Origin of the sequence: Streptomyces cellostaticus, from assembly GCF_001513965.1 — a bacterium.
GTDB classification, from domain to species: domain Bacteria; phylum Actinomycetota; class Actinomycetes; order Streptomycetales; family Streptomycetaceae; genus Streptomyces; species Streptomyces cellostaticus.
Genome location: NZ_KQ948034.1, coordinates 75,937 through 101,414, shown reverse-complemented (window position 1 = coordinate 101,414; position 25,478 = coordinate 75,937). Strand labels below are relative to the sequence as shown.

Below are 25,478 nucleotides of genomic sequence, written 5' to 3'. Positions count from 1 at the left end.
GGATGCCGCCGGCCATCCGCTGCTGAACCGCGTCGACCCGGCGCTGGGCCGACGCCTCGCGGCGCTGGGCTGCGAGCTGGTGTGGGCCACCACCTGGATGCAGGACGCCAACAGCTGCCTGGCGCCCTGGCTGGGCCTGCCCCCGCTGCCGGTCGTCGAGTGGCCGGACGAGGACGAGCCGCCGGGCCTCCTGCACTGGAAAACCCGCCCGCTGGTCGCCTGGGCGGCCGGCCGCCCCTTCGTCTGGGTGGACGACGAACTCACCGAGGCCGACCGCGCCTGGGTCGCCGCACACCATCCGGAACCGGCCCTCCTGCACCGCGTCGACCACCGCTACGGCCTGACGGACGCCGACTTCACGACCCTGCGGGAGTGGCTGGTCCGGGGCGGGTGCGGGGCCTCATAGGGCGCCGGGCCGGTGCGTCCTTGGACTGTCGGGGTGAACCCTTCGCGTGGCGTGGCGCACTCTTGCAAGCAGATGCTTGCAATTGTTAGCGGCGGTGGGGCAAGGTGGGGGGCATGGCATCGCTCAACGTCGGCAATCTCGGTGAGTACCTGCGCGAGCAGCGGCGCAACGCCCAGCTGTCGCTGCGGCAGCTCGCCGACGCCGCCGGGGTGTCCAATCCGTACCTGAGCCAGATCGAGCGCGGGCTGCGCAAGCCCAGCGCGGAGGTGCTCCAGCAGGTCGCCAAGGCGCTGCGCATCTCCGCCGAGACGCTGTACGTCCGCGCCGGCATCCTCGACGCCGAACGGGACCGGGACGAGGTCGAGACCCGCGCGGTCATCCTCGCCGATCCCACGCTCAACGAGCGGCAGAAGCAGGTGCTGCTCCAGATCTACGAGTCCTTCCGCAAGGAGAACGGATTCGGGGTCGGCGAAACGGCCGAGGACCTCGGTGAGGGGGCTGCGGAGGAACGGCCCGACGACACCGATGTCCCGAGCGACACCGCCGTACGCGGCACCCGCACGGCCGGCGGCAGTGATGCCGGTCCGCGGCGGACGGCCGGATAGCCGGACCAGGGCCCGGCCGCACACCGCGGACCACACCAACCTCAGCCGAACGCGAATCCGGGAGGACCATCACCATGGCCATCACCGACGACCTGCGCAAGACCCTCAGCGACCCGACCCCGCTCTATTTCGCCGCCGGCACCGCCGACCTCGCCCTCCAGCAGGCCAAGAAGGTGCCCGCCCTGGTCGAGCAGCTGCGGGCCGAGGCCCCGGCCCGTATCGAGGCCGTGCGCAACACCGACCCGAAGGCCGTGCAGGAGAAGGCCGCCGCCCGGGCCAAGGAGGCGCAGGCGACCCTGCAGACCAAGGTCAACGAGTTCGTCAGCACCCTCGACGTCGACCTGAAGAAGCTCGGCGAGAACGCCCAGGACCTCGCGCTGCGCGGGGTCGGCGTCGCCGCCGAGTACGCCGTCAAGGCCCGCGAGACCTACGAGAAGGTCGCCGAGCACGGCGAGCAGGCGGTGAAGACCTGGCGCGGTGAGGCCGCCGAGGAGATCGAGGAGCTGGCGATCACCGTCGAGGGCAGGTCCGAGCCGGCCGAGGGCGAGGAGGAGCCGAAGCCGGCCGAGGCCAAGGCCGAGCCCGCGGAGAAGAAGCCGGTGGCGAAGAAGGCCCCGGCCCCGCGCAAGGCCACCGGCGCGAAGAAGACGACCCCGCCGGCCAAGTGAGCATGGCCGACCAGGCAGGTACGGGCCGGGCACCTATGGGGTGTCCGGCCCGTTCTATGGGTACGGTGGCGGCGTACGGATCGGGAGAGAGCGGGCGGTGGACAGCATGCTGATGTTGGGCTTCGCGGGGTTCATGGGGATCTTGAAGATCGTCCTGATGGCCCTCGCCGCGTTCGGGCTCTTCGACGCCGCGTTCCGGCGCGAGGACGCCTTCCGCGCGGCCGACAAGCAGAACAAGGTCTTCTGGCTGATCATCCTCGGCATCGCGCTGGTGGTCAGCTATCTGTTCTCGATCCTGTCCATCCTGCCGATCGCCGGCGTGGTCGCGAGCATCGTCTACATCGTGGACGTACGCCCCGCGCTCAAGCAGGCCTCCGGCGGCAGCGGCTGGGGCCGCCGCCGCGGCGGAAGCAGCAGCGACGGCCCGTACGGGCCCTGGAACGGCGGCCGGTAACGGCGCCCCAAAGGGGCGCGGGGCTGTGTCTGATATGCGGCTCCGCCGCGTGAGCGCGATCAGCTACGGCGGACCGGCAGTCGGCCTACGGCGGATCCCTGAACGGCGGGTCTCCGCTCAGCCGGTCCGGTCCAGCAGGACCACCGCGACGTCGTCCGTCAGCTCGCCCCCGTTGAGGTCACGGACCTCGCTCACCGCGGCCCGCAGCAACTCCTCACCCCGCAGACCCTCGGAGAGCTGGCGGCGGATCATGTCCACCATGCCGTCCTGGCCCAGGCGCTCCCCGTCCGTGCCGACCCGGCCCTCGATCAGGCCGTCGGTGTAGAGCATCAGGCTCCACTCGGCACCCAGCTCCACCTGCATCCGCGGCCAGCGGGCGCCGGGGAGCAGGCCGAGGGCGGGGCCGTTGTTGTCGTACGGCAGCAGTTCGGCGATGCGGCCGGGGCGGGCGATCAGCGGGGACGGATGGCCGGCCAGGCACAGGCCCGCCCGGCGGCCGTCCGGGGCTATGTCCACCGTGCACACCGTCGCGAAGATCTCCTCGTCCGCGCGCTCGTGCTCCAGCACCTCCTGGAGCGTGCCCAGCAGCTCGTCCCCGGACAGCCCGGCCAGCGTCAGCGCCCGCCAGGCGATGCGCAGTTCCACGCCGAGCGCGGCCTCGTCCGGGCCGTGGCCGCAGACATCGCCGATCATGGCGTGCACGGTGCCGTCCGGGGTGCGGACGGCGTCGTAGAAGTCGCCGCCGAGCAGGGCCCGGGAGCGGCCGGGGCGGTAGCGGGCGGCGAAGCGCAGCGCGGAGCCCTCCAGCAGCGGCGTGGGCAGCAGCCCGCGCTCGAGGCGGCGGTTCTCCTGGGCGCGCAGCCGGCCCTCGGCCAGCCGCCGCTCGGCGGTGTCGGAGCGCTTGCGCTCGACCGCGTAGCGGATGGCACGGCTGAGCAGGCGGCCGTCCAGTTCGTCCCGGAAAAGGTAGTCCTGGGCGCCCACGCGCACGGCCTCGGCGCCGCGCTCGGCGTCGCCGGAGGCGGTCAGCGCGAGCACGGCGTGCCGGGGCGCGAGCTCCAGCACGTGCTTGAGCACGGCCAGCTCGTCGTCGCCCCCGCTGCCGCCGGGCGCCGGGAGCGCGAGGTCCAGCAGGATGCAGTGGACGTCGTCGGTGAGCAGCCGCTCGGCCTCGGTGAGGTTGCGGGCGGTGCGCACGCGGACCGGCTTGCCGGAGGGGTCCAGCAGTTCGGGCACGATCGGCGAGCCGGCCGGATCGTCCTCGATCAAGAGCAGGGTGAGAGTGGTGCCGTTGGCGGTACTGGCCGTGGCGCTCCGGTGAGCCTCTTCCTTGAGGGGGCCGCCTTGGGCGGCGGCCTGCGCCTGACCACTCTCCACGGCCGGGATGGCTCTCTGCCGCGGTATGGGTACGGGCATCGTCTTGGGTTCCTTCCCTCCCCCCGAGGGCATGGGCGGGGCGAGGGACCTCGACCCACCGTCGGGTGACCATAGCGGTACTGCCCACCCCGATGGAATGGTGTGAGCCGCGCCGCTCCCGCGCAGACCCCTGTCATATGCCGCGTTCCCTACCGCAGTTGGACAGGCTGCCCGGGGAGCGGGGATGACGAAGCTCACGTACCGCCCCGGTGGGGGCGGGGGTTGGGCGTGCGGTGGGTCACATGGCAGGGGCCGCCGCGGCGCGTGGGGGCCGTCACATGACCTGGCTCACGCGTCCGGCCGTACGAAGGTCACGCACACGGGCGCAGGACGCTCACGCGTCCGGCCGTACGACCCCCAGGATCGGCATCGAGCCTGCGCCCGCGACCGTGACCGTCCGCCCCGGTCGCGGGGCGTGGATGATCGCGCCGTCGCCCACGTACATCGCGACGTGGCTGGCGTCGTCGAAGTAGATGATGAGGTCGCCGGGGCGCATGTCCTTGATGTCGACGTGCTTGAGCTGCTTCCACTGCTCCTGCGAGGTGCGCGGGATGGGGTGGCCGGCCTTCTCCCAGGCCTGGGAGGTCAGGCCCGAGCAGTCGTAGGAGAGGGGCCCCTCGGCGCCCCACACATACGGCTTGCCCAGCTGGGCCGAGGCGAACTCGACCGCCTTCTTGCCCTGCTCGGAGGCCTTGGCGTTGATCTCCTTGAGGATGCCGGTGTCCAGCCAGGAGGTCTGCGCCTTGTAGGCGGCCTCCTGCTCCAGCTGGGCGAGCCGCTCCTTCTGCTTCTTCTCCAGCCGGGATTCGAGCTGCTCGGCCTCGGTGATCTGCTGCTCGACCTTCTTCTTGGCGGCCGCCTTGGCCTTGCGGCCCGCCTCCAGCTTCTGCCACTCGGCGGAGGCGTCGTCGGCGTAGCTCTGCAAGTCCTTCTGGGTGCGGGTCATTTCGGTGATCAGCTTGTCGGTCGCCCGCTGGCCGTTGAGCACCGTCCCGGCCCCGTCGATGAACTGCTGCGGGTCGTCGCTGAGCAGGAACTGGGCCGTGGGTGGCAGTCCGCCGCTGCGGTACTGCGCCCGGGCCGCCGCGCCCGCCTGGTCCTTGAGCTGCTCCAGCTTCTGCTGCCCCTCGACGATCTTCTTGGCCAGCGCGACGATCCGGGCGGACTGCTGCTTCGCCTTCTCCTCGGCCGCGTTGTAGGCGTCGGTGGCCACGGCCGCGTCGTGGTAGAGCTTGTCGAGCTTCTCGCGGACCTTCTCAAGATCCTTGTCGGGCGGGGGAGTCGGGGACGCGCTCGGCGTCGCGCTCGTACTCGGGGTGGGCTTCGGGGCGGCGAACGCCGTGCCGGGTGCGGCCAGCACGGTCACCGCGCAGACCACGGTCACGGCAGCCATGAGCAGGCCGCGCTTGCCCGTACCCATACGTCCCCCAAACTGATTTACCGTCAGTAACTTGTGGTCGCCTGAGGGATCGTGCCACGGACAGGCGCAAAGCGACAGAGGTCATCGGAAGTCGGATTTTCGCCCCGCCCGCTCCGCGCGCTTCCCCCTGCCCCCGCCGCCTACGACGATCACCTCGCCGATGTGACGTACCAAGCGGGGAGATCGTTCCCTCGGCTGGTGGCGGCCCCGGGTGCTCAGCGGGTGCCCGGCGCCAACGCCCCCCACGCCACGGTCACTTCCCCCTGCCGCCAGCGCGCCGGCGAGTCCGTCACCGGCCAGTCGGCCCTCAGGTCGCGCACCGCGCGGATCCAGCGCTGGCGGGCGCCGTAGGAGGCGTAGGGCGCGGCGGCGGCCCAGGCGCGGTCGAAGTCGCGCAGGAAGGTGTGCACCGGCTCGCCGGGAACATTGCGGTGGATCAGCGCCTTCGGCAGCCGTTCGGCAAGGTCCGAGGGGCGTTCCAGGGAGCCGAGCCGGGTCGCGAAGGTCACCGTCCGCGGTCCCTCCGGGCCGAGCGCCACCCACACGTGCCGCCGCCCGATCTCGTCGCACGTCCCCTCGACCAGCAGGCCCCCGCGCGAGCCGCCCGCGGCCGGGGCGAGCCGTGCGCACAGCCGCTGCCACACGGCGGCGACCTCGTCCTCGTCGTACTGCCGCAGCACGTTGGCGGCCCGCACGAGCAGCGGGCGCCCGGTGACGGGGACCTCGAAGCCACCGTGCCGGAAAGCCAGCCCGTCCCGCTCGTACGGCCGAGCCGCCGCGACCCGCTCCGGCTCGATCTCGACGCCGACCACTCGCGCGCGCGGGGCGACGGTACGCAGCCGGCCGAGCAGTTCGACGGCGGTCCAGGGCGCCGCCCCGTACCCGAGGTCGACCGCCACCGGATCCTGGGCACGCCTGAGCTCGGCACCGTGCGTGGCCGCGATCCAGCGGTCCATACGCCGCAGCCGATTGGGGTTGGTCGTCCCGCGCGTCACCGTTCCCACGGGGCGGGTCGTCGCGCGGGCTGTCATACGTACGAGGGTATGCGGACGCTGCCGGCCGGGCCGTTCGCCGGGTTTCGGCGAGGTGGGTGCAGCCGTCGACGGGCGCTGCTCGCCGCTGGTGTGGGGGCGGGCCGCCGGGTCCGTGCGGGCCGCGGGTGGATCAGTGCGAGTGGTGTGCTGCTTTGCGGCGCAGGGTGACGCCGTCGGCTGTGATCAGGGCGGCCGTGGTGCCCGCGATGGCCGGGGTGCTGTTGCCCGCGCGGGTTTCGGCGAGGTGGGTGCGGCCGGGGGCGGGTGACGGGGTGCTGCTTGCTGCCGGTGTGGGGGCGGGCCGCGGGGTCTGCGTGGGCCGTGGGCGGGTCAGCGTGTGCGGTGTGCTGCTTTGCGGCGCTGGGGGACGGCGATGCTGCCGTCGGCTGTGATCAGGGCGGCCGTGGTGCCTGCGATGGTCGGGGTGCTGTTGCCCGCGCGGGTTTCGGCGAGGTGGGTGCGGCCGCGGGCGGGTGACGGGGTGCTGCTCGCCGTCGGCGTGGGGTGGCCCGCGGGGTCTGCGTGGGCCGTGGGCGGGTCAGCGTGTGCGGTGTGCTGCTTTGCGGCGCAGGGTGACGACGATGCTGCCGTCGGCTGTGATCAGGGCGGTTGCGGTGCCCGCGATCGCGGTGGTCCGCTTTCCGGCCGGTCAAGCGACGGTCATGAGCATGCCGGTCTGTCCCCCGGCTGGACGCCTGGCGAGCCGGCCGGTCGCGTGACCCGGCATCGAACGGTTGAGCGATCAAAGGTCATGATTGAGTAAAGTCGCTTGTTCGGGAAATGGCGGGCACCCGCCCGCTGTTGCCTCCCTTCGGAGGGCGCGGACGGCCCTCCGGCCGGCATGCCCGCAGCAAGGAGGAACGCCACGTGAGCCAGTACGTCAGCAGGCTCGGGCGACGCTCTCCGGCGGCTCCCTCGCGGCTCAGGCTGCACCGCAGACCCCGCCGCGTCGCCATGCTCTCCGTGCACACCTCACCGCTCCACCAACCCGGCACCGGTGACGCCGGCGGCATGAACGTCTACATCGTGGAGCTGGCCCAGCGCCTGGCCGCGATCAACATCGAGGTCGAGATCTTCACCCGGGCGACCGCGGGCGGCCTGCCGCCCACGGTCCAGCTCGCCCCCGGCGTCCTCGTCCGGCACATCGACGCCGGCCCCTACGAGGGCCTCGCCAAGGAGGACCTCCCGGCCCAGCTGTGCGCCTTCACGCACGGCGTCATGCAGGCCTGGGCCGGCCACCGCCCCGGCCACTACGACCTCGTCCACTCCCACTACTGGCTCTCCGGCCACGTCGGCTGGCTCGCCGCCCAGCGCTGGGGTGTGCCCCTGGTGCACGCCATGCACACCATGGCCAAGGTCAAGAACGCCAACCTGGCCGACGGCGACACGCCCGAGCCCGCCGCCCGCGTCATCGGCGAGACCCAGATCGTCGCCGCCGCCGACCGGCTCATCGCCAACACCGCCGAAGAGGCCGACGAACTCGTCCGGCACTACGCGGCCGACCCCGCCAAGGTCGCCGTGGTCCATCCCGGCGTGAACCTCGACCGCTTCCGCCCCGCCGACGGCCGCGCCGCCGCCCGCGCCCGCCTCGGCCTCCCCGAGGACGCCCTGATCCCGCTCTTCGCGGGCCGCATACAGCCCCTCAAGGCCCCGGACATCCTGCTCCGGGCCGTGGCCGCCCTGCTGGACGAGCGTCCCGAGCTGCGCTCCCGGATCGTCGTACCCGTCGTCGGCGGCCCGAGCGGCAGCGGCCTCGCCAAGCCCGAGGGCCTGCAGAAGCTCGCCGCCCGGCTCGGCGTCTCGGACGTCGTACGGTTCCGCCCGCCGGTCGGCCAGGAGCAGCTCGCCGACTGGTTCCGGGCCGCGTCCGTCCTCGTCATGCCCTCCTACAGCGAGTCCTTCGGCCTGGTCGCCATAGAGGCCCAGGCGGCCGGGACACCGGTGCTCGCCGCAGCGGTCGGCGGCCTTCCGGTGGCCGTACGCGACGGCGTCACCGGCTTCCTCGTGGAGGGCCACAACCCGGCCGACTACGCGCGCGTGCTGCGCCGTCTCGCCGACGAACCGTCGTTGCCCGCGAGCATGGGTGCTGCCGCAGCCCGGCACGCGCAGTCCTTCGGCTGGGACAGGTCGGCGGCCGCCACCGCCGACGTGTACACGGCGGCGACGCAGTCGCACCGCCGTCGCGTACGCTCCCAGCATGGGTGATGTGGCGAAGGGCGCGCAGGTCGTCGAGGGTGTCCTGAAGGACGCCGAACTGGAGTGGGAGAGCCCGGAGCCCGGCAACTACGTCGTCAAACTCCCCGGCACCCGCAAGCTCTCCACGACCGTCAGCCTCCTGGTGGGCCGCCACACCCTCTCCCTGAACGCCTTCGTCATCCGCCACCCCGACGAGAACGAGGCGGGCGTCCACCGCTGGCTGCTGGAGCGCAACCTCAAGCTGTACAGCGTGAGTTACGCCGTCGACCGCCTCGGCGACATCTACGTCACCGCCCGCCTGCCTCTGACCGCCGTCACCGCCGAGGAGATCGACCGCCTCCTCGGCCAGGTCCTGGAGGCGGCCGACGGTGCCTTCAACACCCTGCTGGAGCTGGGTTTCGCCTCCGCGATCCGCAAGGAGTACGCGTGGCGGGTGTCCCGCGGGGAGCCGACGCGGAACCTGGATGCGTTCAAGCACCTGATCGAACGTCCGGCCGATCGCCCCGCGGACTGACGCGCTCCGCCCGCGCAGCCCCTCCACGGCTTTCCCCGCCTCACGGCTTTTTCACGCCGTCACGGCCTCACATCTTTCACGACTTAAACGGCTTAAACGACTTTCGCGGCCTCTCACGGCTTGGAAATCGGCCGATCGGTATGTGTGGCGTGCCGGGGCCGGCTCTTGGCCGAGATCTGGCCGACGAGTTCCCCGAAGCACACCAGAGCGGTGACCGGCGGAATTCCGTAGATCACTGACGAAAGCACGGCATGGGACGCGTTACTGACGCACAACGCCACGGCCATCGCGGAGGCGGTGACCACAACGCACCAGGAACGCCGCGCACTCCGCCGCTGAACGGTGGCCCGCAGAACGGAGAGAGCGGCCACGAACCACGGCCCGTACACCGTCAGCGGCCAGCATTGCGCCAATCTCATGGGCAGCACGGACGAGGCGATCCCGCGCAGTTGGCCGTAGGAATACGAGACGGACCATCCCAGCATGCACACCGCGCACAGCGAGACCATGGCGATCAGCAGCGTGACGTGAGCGGTGCGCCGGCCGCCGTCGAGGAGATGAGATTCCTGACGCAGGCGACGACGGCTGCTCCTGTGACGGGACGGCACGTCCGGTGGGGTGGGAGCGGGGGTCACGCTCGCCGTCGTGGACAGTATCTGGGCCAGCTCTTCGACCGGGTCCCAGTCGTTCGGCGGCGCGATGTCCGGCTCGGGGACGCTCCAGACGGGGTCGTAGAGACCGGTGTCGTCGTAAATCCTGTCCATCGATAATCCTCCGGATCCTCCGCGCTCTCCCTCAGGAGGCCCCGTACAAATCCGTCATCGCCCGCCGATATTCATTTTCCATTCTGTTGATCTTACTCAGGAAATCATGGAGCAGGTCGGAGCACGACTTGTGGTCCGCATCTCCGTCCCAGCGCAGTGCGGTCGTCGGATGATCTTCGGCTACGTGCCAGTCCAATCGCGTCACGGTCACCTAACGAAGGTGAGCGGACGCGCGGTTGTCGGGCATTCGGGGGAACATTCCATGAATATCGAAATTAAATGGTCGGTGCCGACCCGGCCTTGCCGCCCGTCAGAGTCCCCACCACCGCGTTCATGCGCTACGCCGACTCAGGCGGCTGGGGGGCTCACTGGAGGAGGCGGGGAGCGTTTCCTGCTCCCGTACGCCCCGTGCTCCTGGACGCGGATGCATCCGTGAACGGAATCTGCACAGGGTGTACGCAACTGGGCGCCGGGTGGGTTCCGTTGGTGCGGAGTTGTCCTGGTCGGCACCGCGGTGGCAAGAGCTGTGGCCTGCCTGTGTGGCGCGGCATGTAGAGGAACTGCCCCCAATACGTGAGCGTGCCCGCACGGATGAGTCACCGGACACTGCCAACTGGCCTGGAGCAAGTGGCGGTTGGCTGGATGCCCGGCGCTCTCCGTGATTTGATCGCTCGCGCCGTCGGGATCGCGCCAAGGTGTCCTGAAAAGGATGGCGCATGCCTGCGGCTGCGGCCGACCGTCTGTCCCCAGCGAGGCCGCTTCCCCTTGTGGACCACCCATGCGAAGGGCAGTTTCCCCATGAACTCCGCTCACCAGGTTCAGACCCTCGAGATCTCCGACGCCGAACTCGACAACGTCTCCGGCGGCCTGAGCCCCGAGGCCAGTGTCACCGCCGGCCCCACGACCCTCGGCAGCGCCGACCTGCTGTCCCAGCTCGACGCCGTCAAGGGCGAGGCGCTGGGCGCCCTCGGCCAGTACAACCAGGTCGGCTTCAGCGCCTCCTTCTGACCGCGCCGATCGCTGCACCGAGCCCCCTGCCGGCGGAGAATCCCCAGGCAGGGGGCTCGGTCATGTCCCATGGACGCCCTGGCTCCTCAGGTTGTGCATGAAGCCGAGCAGCGCGACGGAGCCGGCGGAGACGACCCTTCCTCCGGCGAGGGCCGCGGTGCGGGTAGCGCCATGTGCGCCGTCTATTCGGGTGCTTGTGTGCACGTCAGCGCTTCTCGCGTGTGGGCCGGCGGCATACCTCTGGCGATCACACACCGACCGACAAGGAGACGCTTATGCGTGCACCGACCGTGCTGGCCGCCATCGCTCTCGCCGGAACCGTTCTGCTCGGAGGCGCGGGCCAGGCCCTCGCCGACGGCCATGACGATACGAGTAACAGCGGATTCGATTTCGGGAGCATGTCGCCGAGCACTTCCGATTTCGGCAAGGGCATGACCAACTTCGGCCAGCCCGGGTCAGTTTTCGACCAGTCCGTCGGCCGCTGACGGCTGGCGTGCCTTCATCCCTGCCCCGCACCGTGATGGTCTCGGTGTGGGGGCAGGGGATCTTCTTCTTCACCGGTGGCACTCACAGCAGAGGTCTCGACCCAGGACCGCGCGATGAGCCACTGGCGGCCGAGGCCACCCGCGCGGGGCGGGCGGCCTCGGGTTCGGAGCGGCTTCAGACGTTCCAGGACCGGGAGGGGTCTTCCAACCATGCCCGCTGACCCTCGGGAGCGACAGTGAGCCCGAACCGCTCGACAGGGGGACGCCCTCGCTCGGTCCACCACGCGTAGACCGCCTCCACTTCGTCCCACAGGCGGCGGGGGCCGTACTGCCAGACGGTGTACAGGTCGGTGCCACAGGTGCCGTCCCAGTCGACGGCGGCCCATGACGTAGCGTCCGTGGTCGCCAGCCACAGGCGGACTTCGACACCCGGCACGTCCGGCTGCTCATGCCAGGCATGCCACACGTCCGGCAGCCGCAGCCCGACGGCGAACTGCGCTGCGGCGTCCTGGCCGGCGACAATCCACGGGTCAAGGCTCGTACTCGACTCGGCGGGCTCGTGCTCGTCCCGTACTACGTCGCGGTAGATCCGCAGGTCTGTGCGCTGTCCGCGCATCAGCATGAATGCGGAGTGCGGGGAGAAGCGGCCCGAGGCGATCCCGTCGCCGCCCACGTGCAGGCGCAGCAGCCCGTAGCAGAACCAGGGTGTTTCCCAGGGAGTGAGAATGAGTCCACCGGGCCGGGCCTGTTCCACCCACGCGTAGGGCAGGCGGCGAACGGAACACGTGGCGATAACCCGGTCGTACGGCGCCGACGGCGGGAAACCGCCCGCGCCGTCTGCCGCTGTCACTTCCGGCTGAAGACCGACAGCCTTCAGCGAACGTGCCGCTGGATCGGTGAGCATGGGGTCCACGTCCATGGTCGTGACGTTTTCGTCCCCGAGGAGAGCGGCGAGAAGACCGGCGTTCCATCCCGTACCGGTGCCGATCTCCAGAACTCTGTGCGCGGGGTTCAGGTCGAGCATCCGCAGCATGCGGAACACGATGGACGGCGCGGACGCGGACGAAGACGGCCACAGGTCGCCGTCTTCGGGGTCCTGGCCGTCGTTGACCTGGGTGACTACCGAAGCGTTGGCGTAGGCGGCCTCCAGCCACCGCGCGGGCTCCAGCTCACGGTCGCAGGGTGTCCAGTCGCCTTCATGGTCCAGCCACACCAGGCGGGGCAGAAACGTGTGGCGCGGGGCGCGATGGAAGGCTGCCTCCAGCTCGAGCCCGAGGGGGCCGAGTTCTTCCGAAACGGCGCGGAGCAGGCCACGCGCGGCGGCCTGCTCCTCGGTGCTCATGGCGCGCATGCTGAAGGTCAGCCCTTCTTGTGCTTCGGATCGGGCTTCGGCTGGCTGGTGTCCGAGGACGGCTTCGACGTTCCCGGGTCCTTGCCGCCGGCGTGTTTGCCGTCGCCGCCCGATCCGCCCTTACCGGTTCCCCATCCCATCGGGGTCCTCCTTGTCGTCGTGTCAGTTTCTGGTGCAGCGGCCCGCAGACCGCGTTTCACCCGTTCACCGGGATCGGCTGAGAGCCCGGTCCGCCGGCCGGGGACTGGATGGCTTGGGCGGCTTCGGCGGGGGCGGCGACGGAGGCTGTTTCCCCATAAGGCGGTCTCCCTTCCTTCGGGTGGGACCCGGCCGGGGCGTGATGTTGTGAACGAGCAGCGCGCCCCGGCCGGGCGCTTGAAGGCGCCGGGGAAGCATCGGGGGACGTGATCTCCGACGCCAGTTCCGGCCGGCTCGACCCGTCCAGGGTTTTCCGGCCGGAGATCTGTAGGGCGTCAGCCGACCGCGATCCGCTCTCTCACACCTGCGCCTTCGGGTGCGTGTCGGCCGTGATCGGCGCCGGGTCGGAGAGGGCACTCGGGGACGTCGCCCACTCGACGCCACCGCCTTCCGGTTGAAGCCACGCAACCGGCGGTTTCTTCGTCAACGCGCGGGAGGGAACCAGTTGAAGGCCGTCGGGCTCCGGTGCGATGGCGCGGAGAATTCCCCGGCGGCCGGTGACCGGGTCGGTGACGACCCGGCCCAGCCACGGGTGGGAGCGGTGCATGAGGCTCGTGGTCGTCACGACAGCCTCCGCGCGACCTGCCTGCGACGATGCCCTTCGGTCAGTTGCTGAAGCAGGATCCGGCGTCGTACGGCACGGGTTACTGGACCGCGGCCGTCGGTCAGGTGGATGGCCCTGGTGTTGCCCGCGCGGTCGACATAGTCACAGTGCTTGTTGGTCTCCCAGAACGCGCGGGCCATGCCGTACGGCGAGGGAGCGCGCACGAGGACTGTGTCGCGCAGGAGGTACTCGTCATGGAACGGGGCAACGATCAGTTCATGCATCAGTTCTCCAGCGGCTCAATGCCAGTCGTTGCGGGGGAGGGGTGTCGAATGGGCTACAGCCGGTTGTCGTCTTCCGGTTCACGCTCCGGGTCGTCCCCATCGCTGTCGGGCACTGGCAGTCGGGCCCCGCGGCTTTTGGCGACGCGAAGGACGTCCCGCAGGGACTCGGTCAATCGTGTGGAGAGGTACCGGAGTTCGACGGGTCCGGTTCTGGGATGGTTGATCAACGCCCGTGCATGCCCAAGTAGTTGATCGCCCATGCCCAGATGGATGGACTCCACGCTGTCGGCGAGTCGGGAGAGACGGCCGCCCCTGCTGTCGTCGGTGAGGAGGTAGCAGGGCTTGCCCTCGGGGCCGGACCAGGGCAGGAGACGGGTGGTGCGGCGTGTGGTGGGGGTGGTGGGGTTGTCCATTACGCGGCCACCCTTACGCCGTTGATCTCTTCACCCTTGATCTTCGCGCCGTGGATCAGACGGGGGCCGAGGTCGATGCCGTACACGGCGAGCCAGAGGGGGTGCCGACGCCGGCGCTGTTGCTGCCGGTGGCGCTTGAGGCAGTTCCACTCGGTGGCGGAGAGGACGTAGGGACGTACTAGGGGAGAGTCCTCGCCTCGGAAGCAGGGTGGGGCGGGCGGCTGGAGCCGTACGCGGGGCTCTGCGTGGGTGATTGTGGTGGACGGCTCCAGTGAGGTGCCGACGGAGCACGGAGCGGCGCGGTGCCGACCGCGCGGGGGCAGCAGCAGTCTCAGCAGCAGCGCGCAGAGGAGGGCGATACAGTGCGGCATGTCTACCTGCTTTCTTCAGGTGGGCCATGCCCCCGGGCCGTGTCAGCGGTCGCGGGGGTCTGTCGTGTTGTGGCGCCCCCAAGCGGCAGACGGTGACGGGAGGACGTTCAACTGACGTGCGTCGCAGGTCAGATCACGCCTGGTAGCGGCACGACTACGAGCATACTCGCAGATTCTCTGCGAGTTAAGAAACTCTGCTATTCGTAGCTGGATTGCGTACCTGACAGACTTGGCGCCAATGGAAGGAGTGCTCATGGGTGAAGGCTTCGGGCTGGTCGTGCGCTTCGAGCTGCGCGACCAGGAGGCGGCGACTGCCTTTGATGATCTGGCTGCTGAGACCTTGGAGGGGATCAAAGAGCAGGAGCCGGGCACGCTGACGTACGTCACTCACACGCCTGTCGGCGAGCCACTGATCCGCGTCTTCTACGAGCTGTACGCGGATCGTGCCGCGTTCGAGACGCATGAGGCTCAGCCGCACACCAAGCGGTTCCTCGCTGAACGCGAGCAATACCTGAGGGGCGTCGAAGTGACGTTCCTCAACGCCGTTGCGGGGAAGGTGGCGGCGTAGCAATGCCATTGGAGGGGCGCCGGGCCTTCGGGGCGCGCGTGGCCGAGCTGCGACGACAGCGTGACCTCACCCAGAGCGAACTGGCCGCAGCGATCGGGCGGACGGCGAGTTGGGTGTCGCAGGTCGAACGAGGCATCCAGCCGGTGAACCGGCTGGATGTTCTGCGGTTGCTCGCCGAAGGACTCGGCGTTCCTTTGCAAGTCCTCCAGCCCGAGGCTCCCGGTGCGGCGAGACCTGACATGGGGGTTACGGACGAGGCACTGCTCAATGATCTGGACCAAGCACGGCTAGTCATCTCCGGGCACTCGGCGCTGGACGTCGTCCTCGAGCCCCGGGAGGACTTCCGTGCTGATCTGCTCCACGAGCTGCGAGACGAGGTGGAGCGGGTCTGGAGGCTCGCTCATGGAGATCAGTTCGCAGAGCTGGGCAAGGCCCTGGGGACGTTGTTGCCTCGCTTGGAACGCGCCGCGCGAACCGCCCCCGGCGAATTCCGGCCGGAGATCCACCGGCTGTTGGCCCGCAGCTACCAAGCCCTGTCGGCAGCCTTTGTCCGGCAGGACGAGGCAGATGCCGCATGGCTGGCGGCAGACCGGGCGATCCGCGCAGCCGAACTCGCCGGCGACCGTCTTGGGGTCTTCGTCGGGGTCTTCCGGCTGGTCCACGCGTTCGTACGGCTCAAGCGTCTGGACCAGGCCGAGCACGCTGCCGCCACGGCGCTCAACACGCTTGCAAGGCACGCCGAAGCGGCGTCGACCCCCGTGGAGGAATTGTCGGTTGTCGGCTCACTTCACCTCGCGCTGGCGTCGGTGCATGCACGCGCTGGCGAACGATCCGCCGTTCGCGAGCAGATCGACAGGGCTCGAAACGTAGCTGCCCGCATGGGAGTTGACCGCAACGACTTCAATCTGGAATTCGGCCCTACGAATGTCGAGGTCCAGGCGGTCTCCACGGCGGTCGACCTCGGTGATGCAGGGGAAGCCCTTGACACGGCCAAGGATTTGGACATCGGCGCAATGTCCGTCGAGCGACAGGCCAGGCTGCTGATGGATCTCGGCCGTGCTCACCTGCAACGTCGGCAGTTCGGCGACGCGCTTGCGTGCTTGCTCAGAGCTGAAGAGATCGCGCCCGACCTGGTCAGAAGCCATATCGCGGCGCGCGGTGCCATCCGTGAGCTGATGCTGATGGGTGGACGCTCAGCCTCGCCTGAGCTGCGTGGTCTGGCTGAGCGCGCGGATGCCATGGGGTAGCGCGCGGATCGAATGGCTGAGGTTCGAGATGCTCCGGGCGGTGGGACACGGGAGCGTGAACACTGGTCAGGCGGCCTGCTCCGACGCGCGCGGCTGCAGTTCCGGCGCGGGGGCGGACGGATCCTCCTTCGGCAACCCCCGCATGAGCACCCCGTACCCGACCCCCGCGGCCGTCCCCACCACCGCGCACATCCCCCACAGCCACTCCGCCCCGAACCGGTCGATCACGGCGCCGGACATCAGCGGCGCGACCAGAGAGGCCACGGACCACGACAGCGTGTACACGCCCTGGTAGCGCCCGCGCCCGTGCGCGGGCGACAGCCGGACGGCGAGCCCGGTCTGTGTCGGTGCGCTGACGATCTCGGCGAGGGTCCACACGCACACGGTGAGCGCGAAGACGCCGACCGACCCGGCGACGGCGGTGAGCGCGAAGCCGTAGCCCGCGAGCAGGGAGGAGGCGACCAGGAGGGTGCGCGGATCGCGGTGTTCGATGAAGCGGGTGACCGGGATCTGGAGGGCGACGATCAGGATGCCGTTGACGGCGATGGCCAGGCCGTAGTCGGCCGGCGAGAACCCCGCCCGTCCCATGGCCACCGGCAGTCCGACCGAGCCCTGCTGGAATACGAGGGCGACGAGGAAGGACAGCCCTACGACGGCCATGTACCGCCCGTCGCGCAGCACGGTCCCGAGGCTGATGTCGGCCTCCGCCTGCTTGGCGTCGGCCGTGGGCCGTGACTCGGGCAGCTTGAGGAAGACGACGATCGCGCACGCCAGCGTCATCCCGGCCTCGATCAGGAACCCGGCGAGATAGCTGAACTCGGCGATGAACCCGGCGGCCATGGAGGAGACGGCGAAGCCGAGATTGATGGCCCAGTAGTTCAGCGAGAAGGCCCGCACCCGGTCCTCGGGCCGGACGATGTCGGCCATCATCGCCTGCACGGCGGGCCGGGAGGCGTTGGAGGCCATGCCGACGAGGAAGGCGACGGTGGCGATGGCGACGGGGTCGTGCATGAAGCCGAGCAGTGCGACGGAGCCGGCGGTCGCGGTCTGCGCGATCAGCAGGGTGGGCCGCCTGCCGAGCCGGTCGGCCATCACCCCGCCGCCCAGCGAGGAGACGACCCCGCCGAGCCCGTTCAGGGAGGCGACGAGACCGGCGTACGAGGCCGAGTAGCCGCGGTCGAGCGTCAGGTAGAGCGCCATGAAGGTGGCGACGAAGGCGCCCAGCCGGTTGACGAGGGTGCTGGTCCACAGCCACCAGAACTCACGGGGGAGCCCGGAGACGCTCTCCCGGGCGGCTCGTCTGAGACGGGCGACGGACATTTCAGGACCCCCACGGATGCACGGCGACGTAAGCAGCTCAAGCGGCATGCGCAACTTACAAGCGTGGAGTTGACCGAGGCCACTCAATTAACAGATGCCGTCAACTGTCCGGCTGCTGGGCGTGTGCTCCGGGGGGCCGAATGCGTCGATTACGCTCTGAGGCATGGCCGACGCATCGTACAAGCTGATCCTCCTCCGCCACGGCGAGAGCGAGTGGAACGCGAAGAACCTGTTCACCGGCTGGGTGGACGTCAACCTGAACGAGAAGGGCGAGAAGGAGGCGGTCCGTGGCGGTGAGCTGCTCAAGGACGCCGGCCTGCTCCCCGACGTAGTCCACACCTCGCTCCAGAAGCGCGCGATCCGCACGGCCCAGCTGGCCCTGGAGGCCGCGGACCGCCACTGGATTCCCGTCCACCGTTCGTGGCGCCTGAACGAGCGCCACTACGGCGCCCTGCAGGGCAAGGACAAGGCGCAGACCCTCGCGGAGTTCGGCGAGGAGCAGTTCATGCTGTGGCGTCGTTCGTACGACACCCCTCCGCCCCCGCTCGAGGACGGCACAGAGTTCTCCCAGTCGGACGACCCGCGCTACGCGACCATCCCCCCGGAGCTCCGCCCCCGCACGGAGTGCCTGAAGGACGTCGTCGTCCGCATGCTCCCGTACTGGTACGACGGCATCGTCCCCGACCTCCTGACCGGCCGCACGGTCCTGGTCGCGGCCCACGGCAACAGCCTGCGCGCCCTGGTCAAGCACCTGGACGGCATCTCGGACGCGGACATCGCGGGCCTGAACATCCCGACAGGCATCCCGCTGTACTACGAGCTCGACGCCGACTTCAACCCGGTCACCCCGGGCGGCAAGTACCTCGACCCGGAGGCGGCCGCGGCGGCGATCGAGGCGGTCAAGAACCAGGGCAAGAAGAAGTAGCTTTCTCGATCATGCCCCCGACCTGCGCTTATAGCGCGGATCGGGGGCGTTTTTACGGCCTGGGCCCACTGTGGGCCCAGGCAGCCTGTGTGAGAGCCGAAGTGGTCCCTGCTTGAAGAGTGCAGGCATCGTGTGGTGCTGCACCGCATGGCGCAGCACCAGGGGAGGGGATACACGGGTCATAGGCTGGATGTCCCGGCTCGCCGCCCGTTCCAGCACGTACGCACCGAGACACCGTCCCACAGGCGCTCAGGGTGGCTCGCTCAGCGCCGGGCCGGTGAGGTGGCCCTGCCGCATGACCTCTTGCCGGTTGGGTCCCGCGGGGCCAACGACGACTTGACCAGCGGAAACGGGATGACACCCTGACATCAACGCCGCTTGGCTGCTCAGCAAGGCAGACGCCCCGTCAGACCGGTGGCCCGACGGGGCGATGTGCGCCTACTTGACGTTCAGTGCGACTGTGTCACCTTCGGTGAGGTTGTCCTGTGTGATCGTTCTGGAGAACGTTTGGGCCTTCTTCCCCGGTGCTTTGCACGTGACGTCGACCGCGAGGGCGAATGACGAGTCCAACGGCGCGTCGAGGCTGATCGGACCGAACGTCGCCCTGCGGTTGGTCGGGTTGTTGGTGGGGCCCGACGCATCGTCCTCACCGCTGTCCAGCGACACCCGGGTGGGGACAGAGTTGTTGGGGGCCGGGAATGCGTTCTTGCAGGTCACCTTGCCGCTGAAGGACACCGTCCCGACTGGAGGCGCTGCCGAGGCAGGAGGGGCCGACAGGAGACCTCCGGCCAGCACTGCGGTGATGATCGGGGCCATGGCCGCGAGAGAACGATGCCTCCGAGACATGCGCGTAGGCATGGGAATCACCTGCTCGTTGGTGTATGCGTAGTTCTGGGCGGACCGACCCGGATGCCGGAATGACAGGCGTGGCTCAGAGAGCGCTGGGTTTCGCGAGGTCGTCCGTGAATGGGCCGGGAGCCAGCCGCCGCGCTTTCACCAGCGATTCGGCAGCCCAGAGACCCTTCACCATCACGCTCCTACAGTGCCTGCCGGCCCGCAACCGGAACGGATTCCTTGTGTACCGCGTGCGCCCCCCCATGAGGCTGCTCAGCGTCCAACACGTCCCGCAGAGCACGGTTTCACGGACGGAACTCGCAAGCCGGGCGAAGGCTGCTCCACGTCGTGAGTGAGGCCGGGGCGACACCGCCGGGCCCTCTCTGGGCCCTCCGAAGTCGACTGACGGCGACCGACAACGACCGACAACGACGGCCCGGCCGCAGGTCAGTTGAGGTGCGCGGCCCGCTGACCAGGGGCGAAAAACGGGCCCCCAGACCCGGGGCAAGAAGAAGCAGGCTTTGTGATCAAGCCCCCGACCTGCGCTTACGGCGCGGATCGGGGGCGTTTTCACAGATGTCTGACCAAGTGGTGAGTGTCGTTGACGGCCTGCACCGTGGCGGTGCCGTCCTCGTCGTACGTCACCGTCGACAGGGAGGCCGCTGCGACTTCCATGCGGAACAAGCTGTGTGGTGGGGCCTGGAGGGCGAGGCGGATCAGGGTTCTGAGGGGGCCGACGTGGGAGACGACCAGAACCGTGGCGCCGGCGTACTGGGCCAGCAGGCCGTCTCGTACGGCGGCGGCCCGGCGGGCGACCTGTTGCATGGTCTCGGCTGCTCCCGAGGGAGGAACCTCGGGCGAGGCGAGCCATGCGCTCAGGTCGTCCGGGTAGCGTTCGCGGACTTCGGTGAAGGTCAGGCCCTCCCAGGCGCCGAAGTCCGCTTCCCGCAGGTCCCGGTCGACCCGGACGCTCAGGCCGAGGCGCGCGGCCACGGACCGAGCGGTCTCCTGGCAGCGCCGCATCGGTGACGTGACGACCGCCGCGATGTCGCCGCGGTGGGCGAGAGCCTCTGCTGCCGCTTCGGCCTGGCGGCGTCCGGCCGGTGAGAGTCCCGGGTTGGATCCTCCGCTGCCGGAGAGCCGCCGCTGGGGGGTGAGCAGGGTTTCGCCGTGCCGCAACAGTACGAGCGTCGTCACGTCACTCACTTCGCGGTCTGCGCGAAGTGGTCGCGTACGGCGTCGGTCTGCTTCTCCATGATGTCGATGATGCCCTCGACCACGCTCAGATCGGCGTCCTCGGCGATCTCCAGGGTCCGCGACCAGTCGAAGAAGCTGCGGGACGGGTCGTTGGTGATGGGGAATACGCGGATGGTGGCCTCGTAGCTGGCAACTCCGCTGGTGGGCGCGACGGCCCGGTAGGACTGGGTTTTGTTGATCTCGTCGCGGGCGGCGATCTCCTGCTGGACGACCTTGCCGCTGAGGGTGAGCCGGAAGTCGTAGCGGGCCGGGACCGTTTCGACCGAGCCGCCCTCCACCCAGCTGACGTCCCGGTGGACGTCCAGGTCGCCGGGGGACACGATCTCCAGGATCTGCATGGCGTCGCGGATGGTCGCCCACACGGTGTCCGGGTCGGCGTCGAGGATGGTCGAGTGGTACATGGTGTGCTTGCGCTGGATCGGCACGGGGTGCTCTTTCTACTGGTGCTTGACGCTGTCGGTCTTGGCGATGAGGTGGTTTCCGAGGACCAGATAGTCGATCTCGGTGCCCATGAAGCAGTTCAGGGCGTCGGCAGGGGTGCAGACGATGGGTTCGCCGGCGACGTTGAACGAGGTGTTGATCAGGCATGGGGTGCCGGTGAGTCCGATGAACTTCCGCAGCAGCGCCGTGAGCCGTGGGGTTCCCTCGTCGGTCAGGGTCTGGATACGGGAGGTGCCGTCCACGTGTACGGCGCCGGGGATGCGGTCCTTGTACTCGTCGCGGACGGGGAAGACGAACGTCATGTACGGGGAACTGGTCTTACGCCCCATGTCGAAGATCTCCGGTGCCTGCTCCTCGAGGACGAGGGGAGCGAACGGGCGGAAGGGTTCACGGTGCTTGACCCGGGTGTTGATGATGTCCTTGATGTCGGTGAAGCCGGGGTTGGCGAGGATGCTGCGATGCCCCAGCGCGCGTGGCCCGTGCTCGATGCGGCCTTCGAACCAGCCGATGACGACCTTCTTCGTCAGCAGCTTCGCCACCTGCTCGATGACCTCGTCGTCGTCCAGGCGTGAGACGACGACGCGGCCGGTGAAAGCCTGAAGGGCCTCCTCGATCGCGGCCTCGTCGTAGGCCGGGCCCAGATAGGGGGTGACGGGTTCGGAGGCGGCGGCGCGGATGTCCGCGGGGGCGGTGTCGGGGTGGTTGAGCCAGGCGTGGGCTGCGGCTCCGATGGTGATGCCGGTGTCGGAGGCGCCGAAGCTGACCTGCATGTCCTCGAAGCGGGAGCCTTCGAACATCGGGGTGTTGTTCAGGCAGTTCAGGGCGACGCCGCCTTCGAACAACAGCCGGTCGAGATCCGTCCTCTTCTCCAGGTGGCGGACCTGGTGGGCGGTGGCGACGTTCAGCATCTGCTGCGCGGCGGCGGCGACGCGGGACGTGTAGGCGAGGGTGTCCCCGAAGGGCCCGAAGTACTCCTCGAACAGGGCGTCGTGACTGTGCAGGTTGTCGGTCTGAAGGGGCTTGGTGAAGCTGTAGCGCCCGTCGTCGTGCAGCGTCAGGAGCTTGTCGATGAACGGGTTCGGCGTCGGCGGGGCGGCGTATCCGGCCAGCCCCATCACCTTGTACTCGTCGTTGTTGGGGACGAAGCCGAGGAAGCGGGTGATCGCGGAGAACAGGGTACCGATGGAGTACTGGGCGCCGGTGACGGTGTCGTCGAAGACGGTGATCCGGCCGTCGCGGATCTCGCCCGTCAAGGTCGAGAAGCGTTCGGCGCGGCCGTCGCTGACGAGGAACGCGGAGTCCTTCATGCCGGCGAGGTAGTAGCCGGTCGTGGCGTGGGCCAGGTGGTGAGGAACGAAGCGGACCTTGGCCGGGTCGGGGCGGTGTCCGGTGCGGGCTTCGAAGTCCGCGAGGATCGCTTCGTGGCTGACGACCTGGTCGAACAGGTCGGCCATGTCGCACATGAGGCGGGTCTTCGCGGCCTGCGGCATCGACGAGGTACGGATGCCGTCCAGGATCTCGTTCAGAACCTGGGGGGACCAGTTCCAGGGGAAGGCGAACAGGTCGACGTCGTCGAACGTGATCCCGGCTTCCTTCAGGCACCAGTCGATCGCGTTCGCGGGGAAGTCGGTGGTCTTCTTTTCCCGGTTGAGGCGTTCTTCCTCCACCGCGGCGACCAGGCGGCCGTCGATCAGGAGTGCGGCGGCGGCATCGTGGCCCAAGAGGTAGTGCTTGTTGATGCCGGTCGCGCCGAGGCGTTCGGAGAAGAACTCCGACACCCGACTGAAACCATTACATCCGAGAACAATCACGGCATTCTTTCCTGTTATGGACTGTTATGGGGCTACTTGGCGATCAGCAGGTCGCGGAGCCTCTCCCCGGCCGCGGGTGCCTGGCACAGGCCCGCGCCGGTGAATCCGGCCGCGTACAGGAAGCGGCGGGTGGAGTGTTCGCCGATGAAGGCGGTGTTGTTGGGGCTGGCGTCGAAGTCGCCGCTCCACGCGCGATGCAGGCCGATGCCGTCCAAAGCGGGGAACAGGGTGCCGAGATGGCCGGCGATGCGGCCGAGCCAGGCTTCGCGCGACTCGCCGGCCTTGGGTACGCCCATGGCGAGGAGGATGCGGTCCTTCCATGAGCGGATCCGCAGGCCGGATGCGGCGTGCATCGTCATGGGCATCTCGCGGTGCGGGGAGGGCGGGATGTCGGTGAACAGCATCTCGATCGCGTGGGGTTTCATCGGCAGGTCGACCGACGCCATGGATGCCACCTCGCCGGACCAGGGCCCGGCCGTGCACACAATGCTGTCCGCCTTGATGCTGCCCTGCGGGGTGTGGACGGTGTTGTCGTCGTCGATGCCTGTAACGGGTGTGTGGGTGAACAGGCGGGCGCCGTGATTGCGGGCGGCGGCGGCGTAGCCGCGGACGATGTCGAGGCCGTCCACGTGGTACGCCTCAGGAGACCAGGCGGCGGCCAGGACGGCACGCTCGTTGATCAGCGGGTTGAGTCCGGCCGCCTCGCGGGCACTGATCAGGCCGACTTGGACGCCGGCGGCCTGCTGGGCCTGATGGCCTGCCTCGAAATCGGCGATCTGCCGTTCGTCGGTGAACAGCACCATGAAACCGAGCCGCTTCAGGGCCAGAGGGGCTGCGGTGTGGCGGGCGAAGTCGTGATAGGCGTTCAGGCTGCGCACGGCCATCTGCCCGGTAGAGGGGTCGCCGGGGAAGTAGGTGCGGACCATGCCCGCCGTGTGCGCGGATGCCCCGCCGCCGAGGCTTCCGCGTTCCAGCAGCACGGTGTTCACGCCGGCTTCGGCGAGGTGGTAGGCGGCGGAGGTTCCGATCACTCCCCCGCCGATGACGACGGCGTCAGCGCGGGCAGGCAGGGCGCTCAAGGTCTTCCTTCTCCTCTGGTGCGGGTTTCAGGCGGCGGGGATGAGCGCCGGTGTCGTCATCTCCTCGGAGGACTTCGCTCCGGGCATGGCTACGCGCCGACCGTGGCGTCCTGCTGACGCAGGTGGTCTCCGGTCTCCCACGGGTACAGCTGGAGGTTCCAGCCGCCGAGGCAGTTGATGTAGAGGGCCATCTGGCTGGTGACGGCGTAGAAGTCGTCTCGGTCGAGGCGGTCGAGGACGCCGAGGAAGCGCTGGGTGAACGCCCACAGCTTCTCCAGACCGCAGTAGCCCAGGAACTCGGCGGGCACTCCCACCAGGAGGCGGGCCATGTGGACGAGGGAGGCCATGGGCATGTCCTGCACGGCGGCGCGGACGAGTCCGCCGTAGGCGGCGTAACCCAGGGGCCGGGTCTCGCCGTTGACGAACAGCAGGGTGGGAAGGACGGTGCCGAAGTTGCCTGCCTGGGAGGGGATGATGCCCTGGTGGAGGTCGTCCAGCTCGGCCGGGGGCGCGAGCCAGATCTTCTCGGTCTCGGCGACGATGTCGGCGATCAGGTGACTGGCGGCCGTGTTGGTGGCGTGGAGCATCGGGATGCGGTGGCCGCCCGGCTCGCCTGCGCGGCGGACTTCGGCGATGATCTGCTTCTTCGTGGAGTAGACGGCGTCCCAGATCGCGGCCCCGGCTTCCAGCAGGGCGGGCATGTCCGCCGCACGGATCTGGCCGACGGGGGTGGCGGGCATCGGCTCCGTCAGGGTGCCGTACTTGATGCCCAGGTGCTGCAGACCGGAGCAGAACACGGTGCCGTTGGGGGCCTCGCGCCGGTCGGGGATACGGGTCGTGTGGGGGGTGTGCAGCAGAGTGGGTATCGGCGCTACGTGGTAGAGGTGTTCTCCCGCGATGAGGGCGTGTCCCTGGAGGCTCTGGTAGGGCAAGGACTCCCACAGGGCGTCGGCGAGTGCCGGGTTGCGGTCGTCAAGGTCGGCGGTGACCGTGATGCCGAGGTCGGGCCAGGAGATCTCGATCTGACGGCCAGGCAGCTTCTCGGACAAGGCTTTCCCCGTTCGTTGGTTCGGCTTGTCCGAGAAGTCCATCGCCAACTGGCCTGTTCCGGGCAGGCGTTGAAAGTATGAAACCTTGATCGGCCCGGGACCCGCAGTTTGTGCGTTTCTACGGAACCGCAGCTCAGGCGGGCTTGGGTAAGCACACAAAGGCAGAAAGCCGACGAGGCCCCCAGGTCGCTGTGTTGAGGCGTCGGATGTCTCAACACGGCGGCCCAGAGGCCTCGTTCAAGCGGGTTCTCAGTAGTCGACGCGGTCGGACTTGGCCAGCCACGCGTCGAACGGTGCCGTGCGGTTCGGCATGTCCACTCGCTCGATCGCCAGCGGCCACAGCTCCGCGGGCCGCTTTTCGAACAGGTCGTAGAACTTGCGGTCGTCGAAACCGGCCACCGCGGCGTCATCCCGGTCGGCGGCGAAGATGATCCGGTCGACTCGCGCCCACAGCGCGGAGGAGAGACACATCGGGCACGGCTCACACGAGGTGACCAGGACGCAGCCCTCGAGCGAGAAGGTGCCCAGCTTCTGGCAGGCGGCACGGATCGCGCTCACCTCGCCGTGTGCCGTCGGGTCCAGGTGCGACGTGACCTTGTTGTTCCCGATCGCGACGATCTCTCCGGCCTTGGCGATCAGTGCGCCGAACGGACCGCCGCCGTTCCTCACGCTCTCGGTGGCAAGGCCGATGGCCTCGTCCATCCAGGCGCGCTCGATCTCCTGGACGCTCGCTTCTTGGGTGTACGCGGTCACGGTCACTCCTCTTTTGCAGACGGCGGGAACTCCCCGTTGCTGTTTGTGCGGAACAGCGCAAGT

Annotated in this window: 29 protein-coding genes; 11 read left to right on the top strand and 18 right to left on the bottom strand. The window is 69.2% G+C overall.

Annotated elements, in window-relative coordinates; genetic code table 11:
• The 4 genes from AQI88_RS30330 to AQI88_RS30315 form a co-directional block, all read left to right on the top strand.
• Positions 1-406 (top strand): HAD domain-containing protein (locus tag AQI88_RS30330; RefSeq protein ID WP_067005230.1); only part of this gene is annotated, 406 nt, incomplete at its 5' end.
• 113 nt (positions 407-519) lie between these two features.
• On the top strand, positions 520-1,011 hold the full coding sequence (locus tag AQI88_RS30325) for a helix-turn-helix domain-containing protein (RefSeq protein ID WP_067005228.1): 492 nt from the start codon (positions 520-522) through the stop codon (positions 1,009-1,011).
• Positions 1,012-1,085: 74 nt separating this feature from the next.
• Entirely contained in the window at positions 1,086-1,679 is a 594-nt protein-coding gene (locus AQI88_RS30320; RefSeq protein ID WP_067005226.1) for a hypothetical protein, read from the top strand.
• A 106-nt stretch (positions 1,680-1,785) separates the two neighbouring features.
• On the top strand, positions 1,786-2,133 hold the full coding sequence (locus AQI88_RS30315; RefSeq protein ID WP_067005368.1) for a DUF2516 family protein: 348 nt from the start codon (positions 1,786-1,788) through the stop codon (positions 2,131-2,133).
• Positions 2,134-2,250: 117 nt separating this feature from the next.
• On the opposite strand, the gene AQI88_RS30310 is transcribed toward AQI88_RS30315, so the two are convergent.
• The 3 genes from AQI88_RS30310 to AQI88_RS30300 all read right to left on the bottom strand — a co-directional run bounded on the left by AQI88_RS30310 (position 2,251) and on the right by AQI88_RS30300 (position 6,000).
• On the bottom strand, positions 2,251-3,549 hold the full coding sequence (locus AQI88_RS30310; protein ID WP_067005224.1) for a PP2C family protein-serine/threonine phosphatase: 1,299 nt from the start codon (positions 3,547-3,549) through the stop codon (positions 2,251-2,253).
• 334 nt (positions 3,550-3,883) lie between these two features.
• Positions 3,884-4,969: a C40 family peptidase gene (locus AQI88_RS30305; RefSeq protein WP_067005222.1), complete on the bottom strand. Its 1,086-nt coding sequence runs from the start codon at positions 4,967-4,969 to the stop codon at positions 3,884-3,886.
• Between the two features lie 215 nt (positions 4,970-5,184).
• On the bottom strand, positions 5,185-6,000 hold the full coding sequence (locus tag AQI88_RS30300; protein ID WP_079057894.1) for a class I SAM-dependent methyltransferase: 816 nt from the start codon (positions 5,998-6,000) through the stop codon (positions 5,185-5,187).
• Positions 6,001-6,870: 870 nt separating this feature from the next.
• On the opposite strand from AQI88_RS30300, the gene mshA reads away from it, so the two are divergent.
• Together mshA and AQI88_RS30290 are read left to right on the top strand one after the other, a co-directional pair.
• Positions 6,871-8,208: a D-inositol-3-phosphate glycosyltransferase gene (gene mshA, locus AQI88_RS30295; protein ID WP_208615940.1), complete on the top strand. Its 1,338-nt coding sequence runs from the start codon at positions 6,871-6,873 to the stop codon at positions 8,206-8,208.
• Entirely contained in the window at positions 8,201-8,713 is a 513-nt protein-coding gene (locus tag AQI88_RS30290; protein ID WP_067005218.1) for a type III secretion system chaperone family protein, read from the top strand. Before mshA ends, AQI88_RS30290 begins: the two co-directional genes overlap by 8 nt.
• 113 nt (positions 8,714-8,826) lie before the next feature.
• Here AQI88_RS30290 and AQI88_RS30285 read toward each other — a convergent pair whose 3' ends face one another.
• Positions 8,827-9,477 (bottom strand): DUF2637 domain-containing protein, encoded by a 651-nt coding sequence (locus AQI88_RS30285; RefSeq protein WP_067005216.1) that lies wholly within the window; start codon positions 9,475-9,477, stop codon positions 8,827-8,829.
• A gap of 798 nt (positions 9,478-10,275) precedes the next feature.
• Between AQI88_RS30285 and AQI88_RS30280 the strand changes: the two genes are divergently transcribed.
• Complete coding sequence (locus tag AQI88_RS30280) at positions 10,276-10,485, top strand: hypothetical protein (RefSeq protein WP_067005214.1); 210 nt, start codon at positions 10,276-10,278, stop codon at positions 10,483-10,485.
• Positions 10,486-10,760: 275 nt separating this feature from the next.
• Complete coding sequence (locus tag AQI88_RS30275) at positions 10,761-10,970, top strand: hypothetical protein (protein WP_067005212.1); 210 nt, start codon at positions 10,761-10,763, stop codon at positions 10,968-10,970.
• A gap of 175 nt (positions 10,971-11,145) precedes the next feature.
• Here the strand turns inward: AQI88_RS30275 and AQI88_RS30270 are convergent, their stop codons facing one another.
• The 6 genes from AQI88_RS30270 to AQI88_RS30250 form a co-directional block, all read right to left on the bottom strand.
• A complete protein-coding gene (locus tag AQI88_RS30270) occupies positions 11,146-12,312 on the bottom strand; it encodes a methyltransferase domain-containing protein (protein WP_067005365.1) in 1,167 nt (388 codons plus the stop codon).
• 17 nt (positions 12,313-12,329) lie between these two features.
• Complete coding sequence (locus AQI88_RS48595; protein WP_279616581.1) at positions 12,330-12,461, bottom strand: hypothetical protein; 132 nt, start codon at positions 12,459-12,461, stop codon at positions 12,330-12,332.
• Positions 12,462-12,817: 356 nt separating this feature from the next.
• The gene (locus tag AQI88_RS30265; RefSeq protein WP_079057892.1) at positions 12,818-13,084 is read right to left on the bottom strand and encodes a hypothetical protein; all 267 of its coding nucleotides are present in this window, start codon (positions 13,082-13,084) and stop codon (positions 12,818-12,820) included.
• Positions 13,081-13,347: a hypothetical protein gene (locus AQI88_RS30260; protein WP_067005210.1), complete on the bottom strand. Its 267-nt coding sequence runs from the start codon at positions 13,345-13,347 to the stop codon at positions 13,081-13,083. The genes AQI88_RS30265 and AQI88_RS30260 overlap by 4 nt, the downstream gene beginning before the upstream one ends.
• Before the next feature lie 53 nt (positions 13,348-13,400).
• The gene (locus AQI88_RS30255; protein WP_067005209.1) at positions 13,401-13,760 is read right to left on the bottom strand and encodes a hypothetical protein; all 360 of its coding nucleotides are present in this window, start codon (positions 13,758-13,760) and stop codon (positions 13,401-13,403) included.
• Positions 13,760-14,131 carry a hypothetical protein gene (locus AQI88_RS30250; RefSeq protein ID WP_067005207.1) on the bottom strand — a complete coding sequence of 124 codons (372 nt, stop codon included), beginning with the start codon at positions 14,129-14,131 and terminating at the stop codon, positions 13,760-13,762. Before AQI88_RS30250 ends, AQI88_RS30255 begins: the two co-directional genes overlap by 1 nt.
• 253 nt (positions 14,132-14,384) lie before the next feature.
• On the opposite strand from AQI88_RS30250, the gene AQI88_RS30245 reads away from it, so the two are divergent.
• Both AQI88_RS30245 and AQI88_RS30240 read left to right on the top strand, forming a co-directional pair.
• Entirely contained in the window at positions 14,385-14,699 is a 315-nt protein-coding gene (locus AQI88_RS30245; protein ID WP_067005204.1) for a putative quinol monooxygenase, read from the top strand.
• A 2-nt stretch (positions 14,700-14,701) separates the two neighbouring features.
• Positions 14,702-15,946 carry a helix-turn-helix domain-containing protein gene (locus tag AQI88_RS30240; protein ID WP_067005202.1) on the top strand — a complete coding sequence of 415 codons (1,245 nt, stop codon included), beginning with the start codon at positions 14,702-14,704 and terminating at the stop codon, positions 15,944-15,946.
• 66 nt (positions 15,947-16,012) lie between these two features.
• Here the strand turns inward: AQI88_RS30240 and AQI88_RS30235 are convergent, their stop codons facing one another.
• On the bottom strand, positions 16,013-17,266 hold the full coding sequence (locus AQI88_RS30235) for an MDR family MFS transporter (RefSeq protein ID WP_067005200.1): 1,254 nt from the start codon (positions 17,264-17,266) through the stop codon (positions 16,013-16,015).
• A 163-nt stretch (positions 17,267-17,429) separates the two neighbouring features.
• Between AQI88_RS30235 and AQI88_RS30230 the strand changes: the two genes are divergently transcribed.
• Positions 17,430-18,191 (top strand): phosphoglyceromutase, encoded by a 762-nt coding sequence (locus AQI88_RS30230; RefSeq protein ID WP_067005199.1) that lies wholly within the window; start codon positions 17,430-17,432, stop codon positions 18,189-18,191.
• Positions 18,192-18,629: 438 nt separating this feature from the next.
• Here AQI88_RS30230 and AQI88_RS30225 read toward each other — a convergent pair whose 3' ends face one another.
• The 7 genes from AQI88_RS30225 to AQI88_RS30195 all read right to left on the bottom strand — a co-directional run bounded on the left by AQI88_RS30225 (position 18,630) and on the right by AQI88_RS30195 (position 25,364).
• On the bottom strand, positions 18,630-19,007 hold the full coding sequence (locus AQI88_RS30225; protein ID WP_067005198.1) for a hypothetical protein: 378 nt from the start codon (positions 19,005-19,007) through the stop codon (positions 18,630-18,632).
• A 588-nt stretch (positions 19,008-19,595) separates the two neighbouring features.
• Complete coding sequence (locus tag AQI88_RS30220; protein WP_067005197.1) at positions 19,596-20,222, bottom strand: histidine phosphatase family protein; 627 nt, start codon at positions 20,220-20,222, stop codon at positions 19,596-19,598.
• A 5-nt stretch (positions 20,223-20,227) separates the two neighbouring features.
• Complete coding sequence (locus AQI88_RS47960; protein ID WP_067005196.1) at positions 20,228-20,707, bottom strand: SRPBCC family protein; 480 nt, start codon at positions 20,705-20,707, stop codon at positions 20,228-20,230.
• 12 nt (positions 20,708-20,719) lie between these two features.
• On the bottom strand, positions 20,720-22,501 hold the full coding sequence (locus tag AQI88_RS30210; protein WP_317934080.1) for a carbamoyltransferase family protein: 1,782 nt from the start codon (positions 22,499-22,501) through the stop codon (positions 20,720-20,722).
• A gap of 65 nt (positions 22,502-22,566) precedes the next feature.
• Positions 22,567-23,613, bottom strand: coding sequence for an NAD(P)/FAD-dependent oxidoreductase (locus AQI88_RS30205; protein ID WP_067005194.1), 1,047 nt, complete (start codon positions 23,611-23,613; stop codon positions 22,567-22,569).
• Positions 23,614-23,702: 89 nt separating this feature from the next.
• Complete coding sequence (locus AQI88_RS30200; protein WP_067005363.1) at positions 23,703-24,662, bottom strand: cucumopine synthase-related protein; 960 nt, start codon at positions 24,660-24,662, stop codon at positions 23,703-23,705.
• A 249-nt stretch (positions 24,663-24,911) separates the two neighbouring features.
• The gene (locus AQI88_RS30195; RefSeq protein WP_107118711.1) at positions 24,912-25,364 is read right to left on the bottom strand and encodes a nucleoside deaminase; all 453 of its coding nucleotides are present in this window, start codon (positions 25,362-25,364) and stop codon (positions 24,912-24,914) included.
• Positions 25,365-25,478: the final 114 nt, after the last annotated feature.

What these genes read in the sequence shown, in the direction of transcription:
- AQI88_RS30195 (WP_107118711.1), bottom strand. Translation starts at nt 25,364, where the DNA reads ATGGACGAGGCCATCGGCCTTGCCACCGAGAGCGTGAGGAACGGCGGC.
- AQI88_RS30250 (WP_067005207.1), bottom strand. Translation starts at nt 14,131, where the DNA reads ATGCCGCACTGTATCGCCCTCCTCTGCGCGCTGCTGCTGAGACTGCTG.
- AQI88_RS30305 (WP_067005222.1), bottom strand. Translation starts at nt 4,969, where the DNA reads ATGGGTACGGGCAAGCGCGGCCTGCTCATGGCTGCCGTGACCGTGGTC.
- AQI88_RS30225 (WP_067005198.1), bottom strand. Translation starts at nt 19,007, where the DNA reads ATGGCCCCGATCATCACCGCAGTGCTGGCCGGAGGTCTCCTGTCGGCC.
- AQI88_RS30275 (WP_067005212.1), top strand. Translation starts at nt 10,761, where the DNA reads ATGCGTGCACCGACCGTGCTGGCCGCCATCGCTCTCGCCGGAACCGTT.
- AQI88_RS30280 (WP_067005214.1), top strand. Translation starts at nt 10,276, where the DNA reads ATGAACTCCGCTCACCAGGTTCAGACCCTCGAGATCTCCGACGCCGAA.
- AQI88_RS30300 (WP_079057894.1), bottom strand. Translation starts at nt 6,000, where the DNA reads ATGACAGCCCGCGCGACGACCCGCCCCGTGGGAACGGTGACGCGCGGG.
- AQI88_RS30230 (WP_067005199.1), top strand. Translation starts at nt 17,430, where the DNA reads ATGGCCGACGCATCGTACAAGCTGATCCTCCTCCGCCACGGCGAGAGC.
- AQI88_RS48595 (WP_279616581.1), bottom strand. Translation starts at nt 12,461, where the DNA reads ATGGGATGGGGAACCGGTAAGGGCGGATCGGGCGGCGACGGCAAACAC.
- AQI88_RS30320 (WP_067005226.1), top strand. Translation starts at nt 1,086, where the DNA reads ATGGCCATCACCGACGACCTGCGCAAGACCCTCAGCGACCCGACCCCG.
- AQI88_RS30270 (WP_067005365.1), bottom strand. Translation starts at nt 12,312, where the DNA reads ATGAGCACCGAGGAGCAGGCCGCCGCGCGTGGCCTGCTCCGCGCCGTT.
- AQI88_RS30245 (WP_067005204.1), top strand. Translation starts at nt 14,385, where the DNA reads ATGGGTGAAGGCTTCGGGCTGGTCGTGCGCTTCGAGCTGCGCGACCAG.
- AQI88_RS30325 (WP_067005228.1), top strand. Translation starts at nt 520, where the DNA reads ATGGCATCGCTCAACGTCGGCAATCTCGGTGAGTACCTGCGCGAGCAG.
- AQI88_RS30290 (WP_067005218.1), top strand. Translation starts at nt 8,201, where the DNA reads ATGGGTGATGTGGCGAAGGGCGCGCAGGTCGTCGAGGGTGTCCTGAAG.
- AQI88_RS30240 (WP_067005202.1), top strand. Translation starts at nt 14,702, where the DNA reads ATGCCATTGGAGGGGCGCCGGGCCTTCGGGGCGCGCGTGGCCGAGCTG.
- AQI88_RS30285 (WP_067005216.1), bottom strand. Translation starts at nt 9,477, where the DNA reads ATGGACAGGATTTACGACGACACCGGTCTCTACGACCCCGTCTGGAGC.
- AQI88_RS30255 (WP_067005209.1), bottom strand. Translation starts at nt 13,760, where the DNA reads ATGGACAACCCCACCACCCCCACCACACGCCGCACCACCCGTCTCCTG.
- AQI88_RS30260 (WP_067005210.1), bottom strand. Translation starts at nt 13,347, where the DNA reads ATGCATGAACTGATCGTTGCCCCGTTCCATGACGAGTACCTCCTGCGC.
- AQI88_RS30310 (WP_067005224.1), bottom strand. Translation starts at nt 3,549, where the DNA reads ATGCCCGTACCCATACCGCGGCAGAGAGCCATCCCGGCCGTGGAGAGT.
- AQI88_RS30315 (WP_067005368.1), top strand. Translation starts at nt 1,786, where the DNA reads ATGCTGATGTTGGGCTTCGCGGGGTTCATGGGGATCTTGAAGATCGTC.
- AQI88_RS30235 (WP_067005200.1), bottom strand. Translation starts at nt 17,266, where the DNA reads ATGTCCGTCGCCCGTCTCAGACGAGCCGCCCGGGAGAGCGTCTCCGGG.